The organism is Candidatus Latescibacter sp. IFSED24 (genome assembly GCF_058273205.1).
Map to the genome: position 1 here is coordinate 3,068,913 of NZ_CM177850.1, position 14,260 is coordinate 3,083,172.

The window sequence follows — 14,260 nt, forward strand, 5'->3', positions numbered from 1 at the left end:
ATCAGAACAAAAGTCCGGCGCGTCAAACCGGCGCGGCGCATCGTGGTCGGAGACCGTCTGCGCGGCCACCGAGCGGCCGGGCCAGCCTGCCCGGAGCGGGTCCGGCCGCGGCGCCGCCGTCGCGCGGCGCCGCGGCCCCGGTCACGTCACTTCACCGCGATCCGGCGCGGCTTGGCGTGCTCGGCGTGGGGCAGCTTCAGCGTTAGCACGCCCTGCTCGAGGGTGGCCGTGATGTGCTCACGGTCGACCTTGTCGCCCAGGGTGAACTGGCGGAAGTAGTCGGACAGCACGAACTCCTGCAGGAGCAGGTGCTCGGGCTGACGACGCTCGAGCCGCCCGTGGATGGTCAGCACGTTGTCCTCGACGCTGATGTCCAGGTCGCCGCGCTCGAGCCCGGGCACGTCGGCGACCACCACCAGCCCTTCCTTGTCCTCGTAGATGTCGACGGCCGGAGAGAGGTACCGCGACGTCTCACGGGTCGCCGGCATCCGGTCACGCTCGGCGCGGGCCGGCATCTTGTTCCTGTTAACGGTGTTCTCGGCCATGATTCCAGCCTCCTTTCCCGGTCTCGCCGGTCACTTCACCGCGACGCTCACCTTGCGCGGGAGCGCCGCCTCGGCCATGGGCAGGGCGATGATGAGGATACCGTCGCTGTAGTGTGCCTCCACCCTGTCCTCGTCGATCTCGCGTTCCAGCTGCAGCGTGCGGACGAACCTGCCGGCCGCCCGTTCGCGGCGGTGGAACTTCTCGGACGCCACCTGGGCGATGTCGCGCTTCTCGCCGGCGATGGTCAGCACGTTGCGGTCCACGGTCACTTCGAGCGATTCCAGCTCCAGGCCGGGCGCGAAGGCCTCGACCACGTAGCGGTCCTCCTCGGCCTGGACATTGAGCAAGGGGTAGTTGCGTGCCGAGTGTCCGGGCAGGAACGCCGAGTGCCGGCCACGCGCGCTCGGCCAGGCGCCCCCGAACATCTCGTCGAGATCACGCCGGAGCGCTTCCAGCTCGTGGAATTGATTCCAGAAGGAATTCATGTTCAGCCCTCCTTTCCAACGATTGGCACCGGTGGGGTCGCCACGGGCTCGCTGGTGGCAGACCCGCTTCGCGCTGGGGAACATAGAAAGATCCGTGCCTGTCGGGAGGCTGTGAGGCCGGCCGTGAAAGATCTTCATGTTCTTTATTGTCATTCAGTTACGATCTTAAAGCTAATCCCTTGCCGGCCTCTCCGGCCATGACACGCTAGCCCTGTCATCACTGTCCTGTCGCGACATGTCGCTTTGACAGATAGTGCACATATGGCCAGCCAACGACGACGAACCATGTTGTGCAGCCAATCGGACCGCCGCCAATTGCCGGTCACCGCTACGGGCGCGGCTGCCGCCTCGGAGGAAGCTGGGATTGGGGCAGGTCGACGTGCTGCTTGCGTTACTCAGGCGAATAAACTGGGCGCTTGCTCGGCATCTCGGACTCCTCCCGCAACGAATGTAGCATTGAACCCGGAAACCCAGGTCAACTCCGTGTCGACATCGGTCCCCCAGTCGTTGTTGGACATATCCATGGTACTGATCGGGGTGGATCGATCGTCATAATGCTTGGCAACAACACGCTACGATCTCGCCGCAGGAGTCCTCGCGAGAATGTGGGAAGCAAGGGGCAGTCGTTCTCTAAACAAAGACCCGAAAGATTGAACATCGATGTTACTTGGAGATGCTTGCTAGCCCGGAACTGCTTCCAGCGAAACACTTAACTTCCGTGGCGCGGTCGCGAAACACGATGGTTTATCCCACCCGGTGTATTTCAACTGGGCGCCCTATGAAACCCGCAAGGCACTGTCGCTAAACTACTAACGAGCACCGCTCCTTGGACGATTTGGCGCGTGTCTTGCCTTGCCTAGCTTGATCGTCCACGCACGATTGTCGGCCCGTCACGCGCCATTCGCTTGGATACCAGGACACCCGGTTATCAGTAACCATCGAGCGTGACCTCTGCGGGTACTAGCCGGGCTAGAAGGAACCCGATCGAAGCAAAATGGGGAGGGGGGATGAAATGAATGAGGTTTCACATGAGTTCACCGCGATCACTTTTATTAGCCGTAGCTACCTGCGCAGTGTTCACCGGTTGCGCATCCATCAATAACTGGATCTACGAAGAAGGAGAACGCCAATTCTCGGAAGCGATACGACCCGGTTCAACGTGTGCGGTCGCAGAGATCGAGTGGGACGAAAAGCGCGTATTCACATTCTCAAAGGAAGACATGACCAAGTACCGAGAATACATGTGTAAGAAGTTGCCCCAATCGGGATTCTTCGCATCAGCCACGCTAGACACCGTCAATTCCGCAGATTATCTCGTCCTAACCCAGCCAGAAAACGGATTCCTATTTTTCCGGCTTATCGATCGGAGTACGAACGAAATCGTCTTCTACATGAAGAAGGGGCCAACTACGCTTGAGAAGGCTTACAACGATGCACAGTTCTTGTTCGAATCAGTCGATGATTTTATCTGGGGAATGAACAATCCTCGGTCGTAGCGAAGAGATGGATCACAGCCGGGTCCTTCGCGCGCTCCGGCTTATCGATGGCTGATCATTGAGATTGAATCAGTTCGTGTCGGGCGAGATCGAGTGCGTCGGGAGTCAAACTATGCGATTGGATTTTATTTCCACCGATAATCCGAACAACCAAAGAGCTTTAAGAAAGGAGAGCACTAATGCGTATAGGCAACGTCACGATCCTATTCATGATAAGTGCATTGTCACTGACCGCAGTCACCGGGTGTAGCGATGAAGATGACCCTGTCTCTCCGGCACTGAACTTGGGAACAATAGAAGTGCAACCGCTTCCCGATACAATTCAAGCTAGCTGGAGGCTCGATGGACCCGACGGATTGTCGGAACATGGGGAAGGCCGCCGAACCCTATGGGCACTCCCGGCTGGACAGTACGGAATTACCTGGCTAGACGAAGCGGGCTACGAGACCCCAGCCATCGAGACAGCAGCGCTGAACAGCGGCGATAAGCTGGTCTTTGGAGCTACATACGAGAGAAGACTGGAGATCATTCCTCTGGCAGTTGGAAATCGATGGACAGGTGTCGGCGCCTACATAAATGCGGAAGGCGGGTATGATCTATACGAAGATCAGATACGCTTCGAAGTCATTGATGAAGTCATGTTCAGAGGAACGAGTTGGTTCACAACGGCAGGCACCCCACCTGCGTCATATCGGCAGAACCGTGCTGATGGCTACTGGGCGATCGATTCCTATAGCTACCTCGAGTACCAAGTGTACGTCTATCCATGTGAAGTAGGAGACAACAACGGACGAACCGGAGACGACCTTATAACGGTCATCGGCGTTGATGAGGCAGTCATCGTTCCGGCGGGGACATTCAACTGCGTGCACTACCTCAGTCACCGCACAGATGGTGATTGGTACTACCATACATACCTTTGCCCTGGAGTTGGCTATATCAAGACAGAGAGGATAAGAAACGACGTCGTAAGTTCGTCTTGGGAACTATCCGCCGTGATCGCAAACTGACTGCGGCCGTTCCGGATAGCAGCTCATGGATGATGCGTGCGGATCAAATTTGAAGTAATAAATTGCGACAACCTTGGAGGCGGATCGATGCAGTTCCAATGTCTGCACGCTATCGCTCTTCACCGTTCCGTGCGGCTCATGGCCGTCACTTTGGTCGTCGTGCTCACGTGCTCCGGTCCGCGCTGCGCGAGTGGTCAGACGTTGCCCCCGGTCCAATCCGGCTCCCCATTTCTTCGCCCCGGAGAGATGGCTAACGACATCTGGTTTGCGAGCAAGCGGACGGCCATGACGCCTCCCGATCGCCGGCGCACTTATCGCAAGGAGTTTCATGGCCGGGCGTACTACGCCGGTTCGTACGCGAGCATTCGCGGCAACACCCTCGGCGCCTGGGGTTGGGACCTGAAAGATGACAAGGTGACCGGTCAGGCCTCCAATGCAGGACTCGACTTGCTATTAGGAAACCTCCAAGCCGGTGTCGATTTCTACTCAACCAGCAGTTTCCTGCCATCGAACCTCGGCTCAGGTCCCAACCGAAACCTCGACTTCGCACAGTTCCTGTCCTTCGTGGGAATCAACCCTAAAGGTCGGTATCTGATCCGTTTCGAACGAGTCGAGTTGAACGGCATCGGCGTTGTGAGGGAATCCGGAATCCCGCTGTACTCCGGAGGGCAGCAACTACCTCCCGGTGCGGAGTTTCCCGTCGCTGCTCGTTACGACTTCGCCATGCTCAGTCTGGGCGCGGTGAAGGAGAGTCGTCTGGACGATGGCAAGAAGCTGTGGAGCGAATTCGAATGGTGTATAGGCTACGCTCACTTCGATCTCCTCGGGGTGAAGGAAGATTGGCAATGGGGTTCGCCTCAGTCCGGAGAGGTCGAGCAGACACTGAAGACCGGGGGCATTGTCTCCGCCTTCCGAGGCAAGGCGCGACTGCTAGACCGTCGTGGTCGCCGACCAGTCGCCTATCTGACCCTGACCGCCGACGGCGCTGCCGCAGGGGACGCGGGGATGATCAAGTGCGGTTACGGTGCCGGCGGTTACGCGTATCTCGGCGACCATTTCGTTCTGGAACCATATTTCGATGGGCTCTGGTGGAACATCAACAGCTGGGAATCCGGATTCGGCTACTTCAATACGGATTTCGGGTATCAGGTGGGCCTGCGGTTGATCGCGGCGTGGTGACCCCGCATCGGCAATCAGGTTACCGATAGCGGTGTGGTGGTGTATGCCAGCGTCGTGACCGGGCCCGTCCTTGGATCTCCGTCACCTTGGTGTCTGTTTTCTCCTGCCTCGAGGCGAAGAAGATCTGCTCCTCAGTGGACTTGGACCTCATCATGGCCGATCCCCCCGCTCTCAGGGTAACGGATCGACTCGGGATTCTCTGTCTTCCGGGGTCCAGTGATGCGGGAGGACGTCATCGCCTTGACAGAAAGGGCGCATCCGGTCCATCGACCAGATGCGCCCCCGGGAACCAAGCTGCGGATCCTCGGTTGCTCCCGTCTATTCGAACAGCGCCTTGACGTTGGACCAACTGACCGCCTCGGTGGCCACCGAGCCGCGGATCATGGCCTGGCCGGTGGGGAAGGTGGCGTCGGTCTGGTTGGTCAGGCAGCCGTCCGCGCAACCCGCGGGAATCATGCCCGCCAGCGGCTTGAACATGAACGGCGCGGGGCTGTTGTCGGGTACCGGCTCGATGGAGATGACCGCGGCGAAGTCGCCCGAGGCCAGGTCCAGCACCGGACCGCCCTGGTAGGCCACGAAGTCCTGGCCGGGGAACGGCGGGCCGCCGCCCATGGGGCCGGCCATGTCGCTATCGAAGTCGTCGGCCACGGAGAAGGTGCCGGTGGAGTACGGCACGGGCATATCCCCGGACACGTCCACGACCCAGCCCTCGTAGACCCAGCCCGCGCCGAGCTCGGGCAAATCCGTGATGCCGGGCTCGGGACCGGGCATGGTCAGGTACCAGATGCCCTCGTTGTCGTTCATGTCGTCCATCTCGTTGTCGCTGGGAGTGGCCAGGATGTAGCAGGCCGCCGTGGCGGACACGGCCTCCAGGCCGGTGGCCAGCTCGGCCATGTCGTCGCTCACCATGCCCCCGAGGACGATGAGGCCCGACGGGCCGGGATCGCTGTCGCCCACGGGCTCGAGCGAGATCTTGATGTCGGTGGCGCCGGTGATGTCGCCGGCGGGCGTGAATTCCTCGATCACGCCGCCGCCGCCCGGTGCCACGGGCTCTCCGGCCCCGTTCACGTTGAAGACGCCGGTGGAGACGGGCGCGCCGTCCACGATGGCCCAGCCCTCGTAGAGGCCGTCGACCGCTTCGTCGAGCGGCATGAGGTTGGTGAAGCTGAGGGTGAGGGTGGGGCCGTCCTGGGCGAAGGCCGCCGGGGCGAGGCAGAACATGGCGACCAGGGCGAGTCCGGTCAGCGCACGTGCGGTTTTCCTGATTCTATGCGTCATTGTTCATCTCCGATCGACTGGGGGGTGATGTCCTGGTCGTCCGGTTGCCGCCGGTTCGACCTCGATCATGGGCTCGGCGCCCCGTTCACCCCCTAGTACGAAGAGGCCACCAGAACCGTGACAGCTTTGGTCGGATTTTTTCGACCTGTCACGTCCGCAACGCGGAATCCGTAGTAAGCAGCAAGAGGTCATCGCCCAGCATGTCGCCCCAGGAGCCCAGGAAACACGCCGCCGAAGCCGCCGTCCCGCGGGAGCTTCTGCAGCGCGTACGCCGCCGCGAGGCCGCGGCCCTGGAGCGCTTCTTCGACCTCTATTACGACCGGATCCACGGCCACGTGGCCCGACTGCTCCAGGACGCGCATCTGGCCGAGGACCTCACCCACGAGGTCTTCCTGCGGCTCAACCGCGCCCTGGACCGGCTCGACCCCGACCGGGATCCCACCGGCTGGGTCTTCACCATCGCCACCAACTGCGTGCGCGATCACTGGCGCAGCCGCAAGCACAAGGATGCCGCCCGCAACGTGGCCCTGGCCGGCGACCACCTCGCGGTGATCGCCGACGAGAAGGAGGACGCCGAGCAATTGCTCGTCAGGCAGCAGGAGCATCAAGCCGTCCGCGAGGCGCTGGCCGAACTGGCCGACGCCGACCGCGAGATCATCCTGCTGCGCGATTACGAGAACATGGACACCGCGACGGTGGCCGAGGTGCTGGGCGCCAAGCCCGACGCCGTCCGCCAGCGTCACAGCCGTGCCGTGGCGCGCCTGGGCAAGGCGTTCCGGCGGCACCTTGATCAGGAGCAGGCCGAGTCATGAGTCGTCAGGACGACATGAACCGTACCCCGGACGAGCAGCGGGCCCTCGCGGCGCTGAACACGCTGCCGCCCGTGCGTGCGTCGGCGTCCGCCCGCCAGCGGGCCCGGGCCGCGTTCCTTGCCGAGGCGCCCGCCGCAGCGCCGGAGCCCCGGACCACGGTGAGCCCGCGGTCGCGCTTCTGGGTGCCCCTGGCCGCCGCGGCGGTCATCCTGCTCGCGGTCCTGGGGATCTGGCAGTACGGCAGCGGTCCCAGCGCGCTCTTCCGGGTCACCGACGTGGTGGTGGCCGAGGGCGTCCACGGCGCGCCCACCAGCGGCCTGATCACCACCGGCGCCACCGTCACCACCGGCCCCGAGAGCGAACTCGAGCTGCAGCTCGGCCAGCAGTTCCGGTTCCGCATGTTGCCCGCCACCACCATCGAGCTGCCGCGCGGCCCGCGCCGCTGGAATCCCGACGAGGTGGTGATCACCGTGCTGAGCGGCGAGATCTACGGCACCACCGGCGGCGAGGGCCTCCTGGTCCCGCTGCGGGTCGTCGCCGCCGAGGCCGAGGCGCGCATCCTGGGCACCACCTTCGCGGTGTTCCAGGAGGAGGACCGGACCTGCGTCTGCCTGTGGGAGGGGTCGGCCACGGTGACCAACCGTCACGACGGCAGCACCACCGCCATGCAGCCGGAGACCAAGTTCTACGTCTACCCCGACGGCACCGTCTCGGGCGCGCTGCCCCTGGACGGCATGGAGCGCATGAAGCTCTCCATGATGGCCGACGGCGGGGTCCTGCCGGCGCCCGAGAACTAGTCCACCACCACCGTCACCAGCGGCAACTCGCTGAAGAACTCTCCCTGGCGCTGCAGGTCGGCGAGCGTCACCTGGTCGTAGCTCGCGATCTCGCCGAGGTAGGTCGACACGTCACCGTCCAGCTCGGCCATGGCCAGGTAGTAGGCGCGGCTGATGGAGTCGAGCCGGCGCATGAGCAGCCGGCCCTGGCGCGCGGCGCGAACCTTGTCCAGCTCCTCCTGGGTGATGGAGGCCACGTCGAAATCGCGCAGCGCGGCCGCCAGCGCCTGCTCGCCCTCGGCCAGGCGCGCCGTGGGCGGGTTGAGCCAGGCCGAGAACACCGCCATGTCGCCGAACAGATCGAGGGCCGCACCCACGCTGTAGCTGAGCCCGCGGCCCTCGCGCAGGTCCATGACCAGGCGTTCGGAGAGGACCGCCATCAGGAGCTCGAGCGCGGCGCTGTCGGCCGGATCCACCTGGCGGATCGCGCCCAGGCGCACGGCGGCCATGGGTCCGTCCAGGGTGTAGGTCAGGCGGGCCGGAGCCGCGGTCGCCGTCAGGGGAGGCAGCGTCGGCGCGCCGTTGCCGCCGCTCGCCGACAGATTCGGCAGCATGTCCTTGAGCGCCTCGTGATCGTGAGGCGAGACCACCGCCAGGATCAGGTTGGACGGCGCGAAGGCGTGGCGATAGAGGCTGCGTAGCTCGTCGTACTTCACGGCCTGCACCGAGGCCACGGTGCCCTCGGCGGGCTGGGCCAGGGGGTGGTCGCCGTAGAGGCCTTCGGCCAGGAGCCGGCGAGCCTGCCAGCCGGCGCTCTGCTCGCGACGGCGGAGCAGGCCGAGCTGGTCCGACCGCTCCTTGTCCAGATCCTCGCCGGTGAACGAGCTGTGCTGGACCAGCTCGGAAAGGAGAGCCAGCACCGCCGCCCCGTTCTCGGCGGGACACTCGATGCGGATGAAGCTGAACCGGCCGTTGGTGTAGTAGTCGTCCATGGGGAAGCGAGGGTCGTCGAAGGCCTTGACCTCGGCGCCCAGGCGCCGCAGCCGCATGGCCACGCACGCCTCGTCGCAGCCGCTGACCCCGTAGGCCAGCAGGTGGTGCACCAGGTTCAGCGCCCCGGGCTGGCTGTAGCGACGGTCCAGCAGCGCGCGGTCGCGCACCGTGACGTGGATCGCCATCAGCTCGCTGCCCGGGCTCGTCTGGCTCACCAGGACCGCGCCGCTGGGCAGTTCTGAACGCTGCACCGAGGCTGCCGCGGTCGGTGCGTCCACGGCGGCCTCGTCCGCCGCCGCCGGCTCGACCAGCAGCGCCAGGCACGGCCGATCCACCAGCCAGGTCCGCAGCATGCGTTCGACGTCGTCGGTGGTCACGGCCGACAGCCGGGCCAGGCTGGAGACCAGGAAATCGGGGCCGCCGAGAACCAGGGGCTCGGCGATGTAGATCCCGGTCATGCGCAGTTGCTCGCGCTCCTTCAGCGTGCGCGTGCGCTGCATGGCCATGACCTCGGCCAGGTCGTCGTCCTGCAACCCCAGCTCCAGGGTGGCCGTCACCGCGTCCTGGGCCAGGCGGTACAGCGGCGCGGGATCGAACTCCGCGGGCAGGCCGAAGTCCAGGATCAGGTGCGCAAAGCCCGGTGCGGCCTGCCACCAGAGGTCCAGGTCGGGCCGCTCCTCGGCAGGCAGGTCCTCCAGGGCACGGCTCAGGATGCCCGACCCCGGGGCAGTCAGCAGCTCGCTGGCCACCAGGAACGCGAAGTAGTCGGGCGAGCCGTAATCGGGCGCCTCGAAGGCCAGCGTCAACTTGCGCTGGCCGCCGCCGCGTCGCACCAGGGTGACCGTGCTCTCCAGGTGGGGCGCGGGCACCAGCTCGACCGCGGGCAACGACCGCGGGGGCACGCTCCCGTAGTACTGGCGGATCAGGTCCAGCGCCTGGTCGCGGTCGAAGCCGCCGGCCAACGTCAGGATCATGTTGTTGGGGGCGTACCAGCGCCGGTAGAACGCGTGGACGTCGTCGCGCTGCATGGCGGCGATGGTGGCCGTGGTGCCGAGAGTGGGCAGTTCGAGGCTGGTGCCGCCGTACAGCGCCTGGCGCAGGGTGGTCTCGGCGAAGCGGTCGCCGCGGTCACGGCTCTGCGCCAGCTCGCCCAGCACGATCCCCTGCTCCTTGGCGAACTTCTCGGCGGGGATCAGCGAGTGGAAGAGCATCTGCGACTGCAGGTCGAGACCCGTCTCGATCTTCCCGGAGGGCAGGACCATCATGAAGTCGGTGTAGAAGTCGGTGGTGTGGGCGTTGTTGTAGGCGCCCGCCAGGTCGGCGGCGGCGTACAGTTCGTCCTGGGTGTACTTCTCGGTGCCGTTGAACAGCAGGTGCTCGAGCATGTGGCTCATGCCGCTGGTGGCGAAATCCTCGCGGGCCGACCCCACCTTCACCTGGCAGTAGATCCCCACCATGGGCTGCGCCGGATTGGGCAGCAGCACCACGGTGAGCCCGTTGTCCAGTTCCAGGGTCTCCACGCCCTGCGGCGGCTCGTAGTAGACCGGCTCGAGCTGCTGGGACAGCCAGGTCTCCCCCTGTCCCGCGGCCACGCCGGCCAGACCGGCCAGACCGGCGATCACGACAACGATCAGCGTCGAGAAGCGCAACATGAATGACTCCAGGCGCACCGGGCGATGATGACGCCCGTGTGGCGATCTTGGTCAGTACGGGAAGGCCGGTCTCATCACCACCGGCCTCCCCCGTGCACGTCAGTGAGTGCGTTCGGCCGCCTCGACGATGCCCACGAAGTCGTCGGCCTTGAGGCTCGCGCCCCCGATCAACCCGCCGTCGACGTCGGGCAGCGCGAACAGTTCGTCGGCGTTGCTCGGCTTGCAGCTGCCGCCGTAGAGGATGCGGATCTCGCCGGCCACGTCGATGCCCATGATGTTGCTGGTGATCTCGCGGCTCACAGCATGCATCTCCTGGGCGATCTCGGGCGTGGCGGTCTCGCCGGTGCCGATGGCCCAGACCGGCTCGTAGGCCAGGATCAGGTTGGCGGGATTGGCGTTGGCCAGATGCGGCAGCACGCCCTCGAGCTGCGCCTTGACCACGTCGGTCGCCTGCCCGGCCTGCCGCTCGGCGAGCAACTCGCCGAAGCAGAAGATGGCGGTCAGGCCCGCAGCCTGGACGCGGTCGATCTTGGCCACGAAGAGCGCGTCGGTCTCCTTCTGGTACTGGCGGCGTTCGCTGTGCGCCACGATCACGTGGCTGCAGCCGGCCTCGGCCAGTAGCCCCGCCGACACCTGGCCGGTGTACGCGCCCTGGTCCTGGTCGGAACAGTCCTGCGCGCCCAGCAGCAGCGGTCGGCCCTGGGCGATGGCGGCCACGGCGGGGATGGTGACGTAGGGCGGACAGACCAGCACCTCGCCGGCGAGCGTGCGGCCGGCCAGCCGCTCCTGCACGGCGGCGGCCAGGGCGGCCCCCGCGGCCGGTCCGAGGTTCAACTTCCAGTTTCCCGCGACCATGTAGCGACGCATGACGGCACATCCTCTCGTCGGATCTCCTGAGCAACGGCTCGAACCCGCGAGAATATGCCACCCAGGGCCGTCCTTGTCCACATTCAGCCCGGACTCAGGGGCTCCGCGTCCCGGCGAACTGGGCGAAGACCGACAGATCCTCCATGATCATGGCGGTGGCCGACCGCGCGATCCCCTGGAAGCTGCCGCTGATCTGGGTGCCGCTCACGGTCAGGCTGAAGGTCATGCCCTCGCGGAAGATGAAGATGTCGTCCATCTCCCCGAACCACTCGTGGACGAAGTGCACGAACGCCTGGTTCGCGGCGGCGGCCTCCTCGGTGTGGTCGTCGGCGAGGTAGCCGGCGAAGGTGGTGAGACCCTGGCCATCGAAACCGGCCGTGTTCATGAAGTAGACCAGGTTGACCGAGTCGTAGCTCTCGGCCGACCCGTAGAAGTGCGGCACGCAGTTGAAGGCGTCGCTGGCGCTCTTGGTGTCGGCCGTGGCATCGCACCCGTCGTAGCGGTAGAGGTACGGATCGCCGATGGGCAGTCCGATGCGCACCATGGTGCTCAGCCCGCAGTCGCCGTGCTGGGAGAAATCGGTGGTGCCGATCGATATCGACACCGGATTCTGGACATACGCCGCCCCGAACATCACCTCCTCGGGCGGGATCCCCGGCAGATTGGTCCCTGGCGGCACGTTGACCACCCCCGGCTCGCTGGCGCGGATGGCCACGTAGCCGGGGCGGGTGAAGGTCTCGGTCGCGCCCTTGGCGAGCCAGGTGTACTCGACCTGGACCGTGAGATCGTACTCGCCGTAGAGCGCCGAGAGCGCGTCGGGGATCACGGCGGTGGGCGTGCCGCCGCCCGTGGCGTCGTCTTCGTCGCCGCCGCAGGCCGGCAGCAGCACCAGGATCAGCAGCAGGCACCAGTAAGGCTTGCCGGCAGGCATGGCATCCCCTCTCGTCCGTGGCGCAGCCACGCGCGAGCATACCGCCCGGCGTCCGACCCGACAATTGGGTGAATCCTGCCCCGGGCTACGCGTCCGGACGTGCGGCGGCCACCACGACCAGGAAGGGCTCCACCGAAGCCCGGAACCGCATGCTCACCACGTAGGCCATGCCCACCAGCCCGGTCACCGCCAGCGCCGCCAGCGAGAAGCCCGCCACCGTCCCCCGCGCCCGCGGCAACGCCCACAGGAACGGCAGCAGCACCACCAGATACGAGCCGATGAAGATCACCGCCAGCCAGCGCGGATACGCCACCAGGAGGTACGGCCGGAAGAACGCGTACGAGAGGAGCCGGTTGCCCGCGCCCCGCAACGCCTGTCCGGTCCGCTTGTGCCAGTGCTCACGGCCCAGCGCATAGAACGCCCGGTCGCGCTCGACCTCGCTGCGCGCGCGCCAGGTGGCCGGCTCGCCCGGGGCGAAGTCGCGGAAGAAGTGGTCGAGGGGCGGGATGTCGCCGGACATCTGCGCATTGTTGCCGAGGTAGAAGTTGAAGCCGCCGTTGGTGGCCACTGGGATCAGCGCGCCATGGACCCGCGCGTTGCGCACGGTCCAGGGCGCCACCACCGCGGCCGCCACCAGCGCCGTCACCACCACCGGCCGCAACGCCGCCGGCCGCAACCGGCCGCGCCACAGCACGAGCCCGCTCCACGCCAGCCAGACCAGCCCGTGCGACGGCCGCACCAGCACGAGCAGCCCCAGCGCCACGCCGGCGGCCACGGGCCAGGTCCAGCGGCTGGTGTCGAGGCCGCGCAGCATGAGCCAGGCCAGCAGGATGAGCAGGAACCCCTCGAGCACCGGCGTGTGCGCGGCGGCGGCGTGTCCCAGGGCGGGGGGATAGAGCGCCCAGACGAGGCCCGCCAGCAGCGGTCGGCGGTCCAGGAGCCGGCGCCAGACGCTGGCCGCGGGCACCGCCGGCACGGGTCGGGAAGCCCGCGCGGTGAGCTGCGCCACCAGCAGACAGGTGGCGGCGCCCACGAAGATGTTCAGGCCCTGCGCCAGGTAGAGCGCCGGCAGGCCGCGCCCGCCCGTCACGTCCAGCGCCAGGCTCAGGAGCCAGGGATAGAGCGGCGGCAGGAACGAGCCGACCTCGCCGCCGGGCACCAGCCCGTACCAGTCGAAGGCGAACCCGTGGCCCGCGTGGAGGTTGCGCGCGATCAGCCACGGCTCGCCGTACGGCTGGGCCAGCCCGCGCAGGTCGAAGACCACCGCGGCGGCGAGCCGCGCCAGCATCGCCACGGCCACCACGACCAGGACCTCGGTGCGCGTCAGGGGCTTGGATCTGGGCAAGCGGCTCTCCCTCGGTTGCAGACCGCCGCGAGTATAGCCCACCGACCCCGCCCTTGCCTACGCCGGCGGTCGGGTCCATGATGGCGGCATGACACGCCTGAATCTCCTGCTCCTGGCCTGCGCCGGCGGCGCGGGCGCGCTCTGCCGCTACGGGCTCGCGGGCGTCGCCCAGCGCCTGGCGGGCGAGCGCTTCCCCCTGGGCACCCTGGTGGTGAACCTGGTGGGCTGCCTGCTGTTCGGACTGGTCTGGGGTTGGCTCGAGGGCCGGGTGGGGTTCTCGCCGCAGACCCGCATCGTGGTGCTCACGGGCTTCATGGGCGCCTTCACCACCTTCAGCACCTACGCGTTCGAGACCGTGACCCTGCTGCAGGGCGGCCAGATCGCCGCCGCGCTGCTCAATGTCGCCGTCCAGACGGTGCTGGGGATCGCCCTGGTATTCGCGGGACTGGCCATGGCGCAATCGCTGTAGACCTGGAGGCAAGGCCATGAAGGCACGTCGGGTGAGGATCTACATCGGCGAACGGGACAAGGACCCCCACGGTCGACCGCTCTACGAGGCCATCCTGCACGAGGCGCGCCGGCGCGGGCTGGCCGGAGCCTCGGTGTTCAAGGGCGTGGCCGGGTTCGGCGCCAACAGCCTGCTGCACACGGCGAAGATCCTCCGGCTGAGCGAGGACCTGCCGCTGGTGATCGACATCGTGGACGAAGCCGGGAAGATCGAAGACCTGCTGCCGTGGCTGGACACCGAGATCCGGGAGGGCCTGGTGACGGTGGAGGAGGTTGACGTCCTGATCTACCGCTCGTCGCAAGAAGACTGAGCGCCTCGCTGCGGGCCGTCCCGGCCCGGATGCCGTACCCGCGGACCATCCCTACCCTGTGTGCCGGCACAC

General features: G+C 66.1%; 14 protein-coding genes. 7 read left to right on the forward strand and 7 right to left on the reverse strand.

What is annotated here, in order from left to right:
* Positions 1-146: 146 nt before the first annotated feature.
* Positions 147-545 carry an Hsp20/alpha crystallin family protein gene (locus tag IFSED24_RS12405; RefSeq protein ID WP_491331782.1) on the reverse strand — a complete coding sequence of 133 codons (399 nt, stop codon included), beginning with the start codon at positions 543-545 and terminating at the stop codon, positions 147-149.
* Positions 546-575: 30 nt separating this feature from the next.
* A complete protein-coding gene (locus IFSED24_RS12410; RefSeq protein ID WP_491331783.1) occupies positions 576-1,031 on the reverse strand; it encodes an Hsp20/alpha crystallin family protein in 456 nt (151 codons plus the stop codon).
* A gap of 1,028 nt (positions 1,032-2,059) precedes the next feature.
* Between IFSED24_RS12410 and IFSED24_RS12415 the strand changes: the two genes are divergently transcribed.
* The 3 genes from IFSED24_RS12415 (at position 2,060) to IFSED24_RS12425 (ending at position 4,716) form a co-directional block, all read left to right on the forward strand.
* Complete coding sequence (locus IFSED24_RS12415) at positions 2,060-2,527, forward strand: hypothetical protein (RefSeq protein WP_491331784.1); 468 nt, start codon at positions 2,060-2,062, stop codon at positions 2,525-2,527.
* A gap of 179 nt (positions 2,528-2,706) precedes the next feature.
* Positions 2,707-3,537: a hypothetical protein gene (locus IFSED24_RS12420; RefSeq protein ID WP_491331785.1), complete on the forward strand. Its 831-nt coding sequence runs from the start codon at positions 2,707-2,709 to the stop codon at positions 3,535-3,537.
* A 246-nt stretch (positions 3,538-3,783) separates the two neighbouring features.
* Entirely contained in the window at positions 3,784-4,716 is a 933-nt protein-coding gene (locus IFSED24_RS12425; RefSeq protein ID WP_491331786.1) for a hypothetical protein, read from the forward strand.
* A gap of 318 nt (positions 4,717-5,034) precedes the next feature.
* Here IFSED24_RS12425 and IFSED24_RS12430 read toward each other — a convergent pair whose 3' ends face one another.
* On the reverse strand, positions 5,035-5,994 hold the full coding sequence (locus tag IFSED24_RS12430) for an anti-sigma factor (RefSeq protein ID WP_491331787.1): 960 nt from the start codon (positions 5,992-5,994) through the stop codon (positions 5,035-5,037).
* Between the two features lie 200 nt (positions 5,995-6,194).
* On the opposite strand from IFSED24_RS12430, the gene IFSED24_RS12435 reads away from it, so the two are divergent.
* Positions 6,195-6,806 carry an RNA polymerase sigma factor gene (locus IFSED24_RS12435; protein WP_491331788.1) on the forward strand — a complete coding sequence of 204 codons (612 nt, stop codon included), beginning with the start codon at positions 6,195-6,197 and terminating at the stop codon, positions 6,804-6,806.
* On the forward strand, positions 6,803-7,603 hold the full coding sequence (locus IFSED24_RS12440) for a FecR domain-containing protein (protein ID WP_491331789.1): 801 nt from the start codon (positions 6,803-6,805) through the stop codon (positions 7,601-7,603). The genes IFSED24_RS12435 and IFSED24_RS12440 overlap by 4 nt, the downstream gene beginning before the upstream one ends.
* Here IFSED24_RS12440 and IFSED24_RS12445 read toward each other — a convergent pair.
* From IFSED24_RS12445 to IFSED24_RS12460, 4 genes are all read right to left on the reverse strand, one after another.
* The gene (locus IFSED24_RS12445; RefSeq protein WP_491331790.1) at positions 7,600-10,227 is read right to left on the reverse strand and encodes a M16 family metallopeptidase; all 2,628 of its coding nucleotides are present in this window, start codon (positions 10,225-10,227) and stop codon (positions 7,600-7,602) included. The two genes, IFSED24_RS12440 and IFSED24_RS12445, sit on opposite strands and share 4 nt — an antisense overlap.
* A gap of 99 nt (positions 10,228-10,326) precedes the next feature.
* On the reverse strand, positions 10,327-11,094 hold the full coding sequence (gene tpiA, locus IFSED24_RS12450) for a triose-phosphate isomerase (protein WP_491331791.1): 768 nt from the start codon (positions 11,092-11,094) through the stop codon (positions 10,327-10,329).
* 94 nt (positions 11,095-11,188) lie between these two features.
* A complete protein-coding gene (locus IFSED24_RS12455; protein WP_491331792.1) occupies positions 11,189-12,025 on the reverse strand; it encodes a hypothetical protein in 837 nt (278 codons plus the stop codon).
* A gap of 85 nt (positions 12,026-12,110) precedes the next feature.
* Positions 12,111-13,370 carry a hypothetical protein gene (locus IFSED24_RS12460; RefSeq protein ID WP_491331793.1) on the reverse strand — a complete coding sequence of 420 codons (1,260 nt, stop codon included), beginning with the start codon at positions 13,368-13,370 and terminating at the stop codon, positions 12,111-12,113.
* 88 nt (positions 13,371-13,458) lie between these two features.
* Here IFSED24_RS12460 and crcB point away from each other — a divergent pair, with 88 nt between their 5' ends.
* Both crcB and IFSED24_RS12470 read left to right on the forward strand, forming a co-directional pair.
* Positions 13,459-13,839 (forward strand): fluoride efflux transporter CrcB, encoded by a 381-nt coding sequence (gene crcB, locus IFSED24_RS12465; RefSeq protein WP_491331794.1) that lies wholly within the window; start codon positions 13,459-13,461, stop codon positions 13,837-13,839.
* Between the two features lie 16 nt (positions 13,840-13,855).
* Positions 13,856-14,188: a DUF190 domain-containing protein gene (locus tag IFSED24_RS12470; RefSeq protein ID WP_491331795.1), complete on the forward strand. Its 333-nt coding sequence runs from the start codon at positions 13,856-13,858 to the stop codon at positions 14,186-14,188.
* Positions 14,189-14,260 lie beyond the last annotated feature (72 nt).

Excerpts from the sequence above, each read along its gene's own strand:
- IFSED24_RS12405 (WP_491331782.1), bottom strand. The coding sequence starts at position 545 with ATGGCCGAGAACACCGTTAACAGGAACAAGATGCCGGCCCGCGCCGAG.
- IFSED24_RS12410 (WP_491331783.1), bottom strand. The coding sequence starts at position 1,031 with ATGAATTCCTTCTGGAATCAATTCCACGAGCTGGAAGCGCTCCGGCGT.
- IFSED24_RS12415 (WP_491331784.1), top strand. The coding sequence starts at position 2,060 with ATGAGTTCACCGCGATCACTTTTATTAGCCGTAGCTACCTGCGCAGTG.
- IFSED24_RS12420 (WP_491331785.1), top strand. The coding sequence starts at position 2,707 with ATGCGTATAGGCAACGTCACGATCCTATTCATGATAAGTGCATTGTCA.
- IFSED24_RS12425 (WP_491331786.1), top strand. The coding sequence starts at position 3,784 with ATGGCTAACGACATCTGGTTTGCGAGCAAGCGGACGGCCATGACGCCT.
- IFSED24_RS12430 (WP_491331787.1), bottom strand. The coding sequence starts at position 5,994 with ATGACGCATAGAATCAGGAAAACCGCACGTGCGCTGACCGGACTCGCC.
- IFSED24_RS12435 (WP_491331788.1), top strand. The coding sequence starts at position 6,195 with ATGTCGCCCCAGGAGCCCAGGAAACACGCCGCCGAAGCCGCCGTCCCG.
- IFSED24_RS12440 (WP_491331789.1), top strand. The coding sequence starts at position 6,803 with ATGAGTCGTCAGGACGACATGAACCGTACCCCGGACGAGCAGCGGGCC.
- IFSED24_RS12445 (WP_491331790.1), bottom strand. The coding sequence starts at position 10,227 with ATGTTGCGCTTCTCGACGCTGATCGTTGTCGTGATCGCCGGTCTGGCC.
- tpiA (WP_491331791.1), bottom strand. The coding sequence starts at position 11,094 with ATGCGTCGCTACATGGTCGCGGGAAACTGGAAGTTGAACCTCGGACCG.
- IFSED24_RS12455 (WP_491331792.1), bottom strand. The coding sequence starts at position 12,025 with ATGCCTGCCGGCAAGCCTTACTGGTGCCTGCTGCTGATCCTGGTGCTG.
- crcB (WP_491331794.1), top strand. The coding sequence starts at position 13,459 with ATGACACGCCTGAATCTCCTGCTCCTGGCCTGCGCCGGCGGCGCGGGC.
- IFSED24_RS12470 (WP_491331795.1), top strand. The coding sequence starts at position 13,856 with ATGAAGGCACGTCGGGTGAGGATCTACATCGGCGAACGGGACAAGGAC.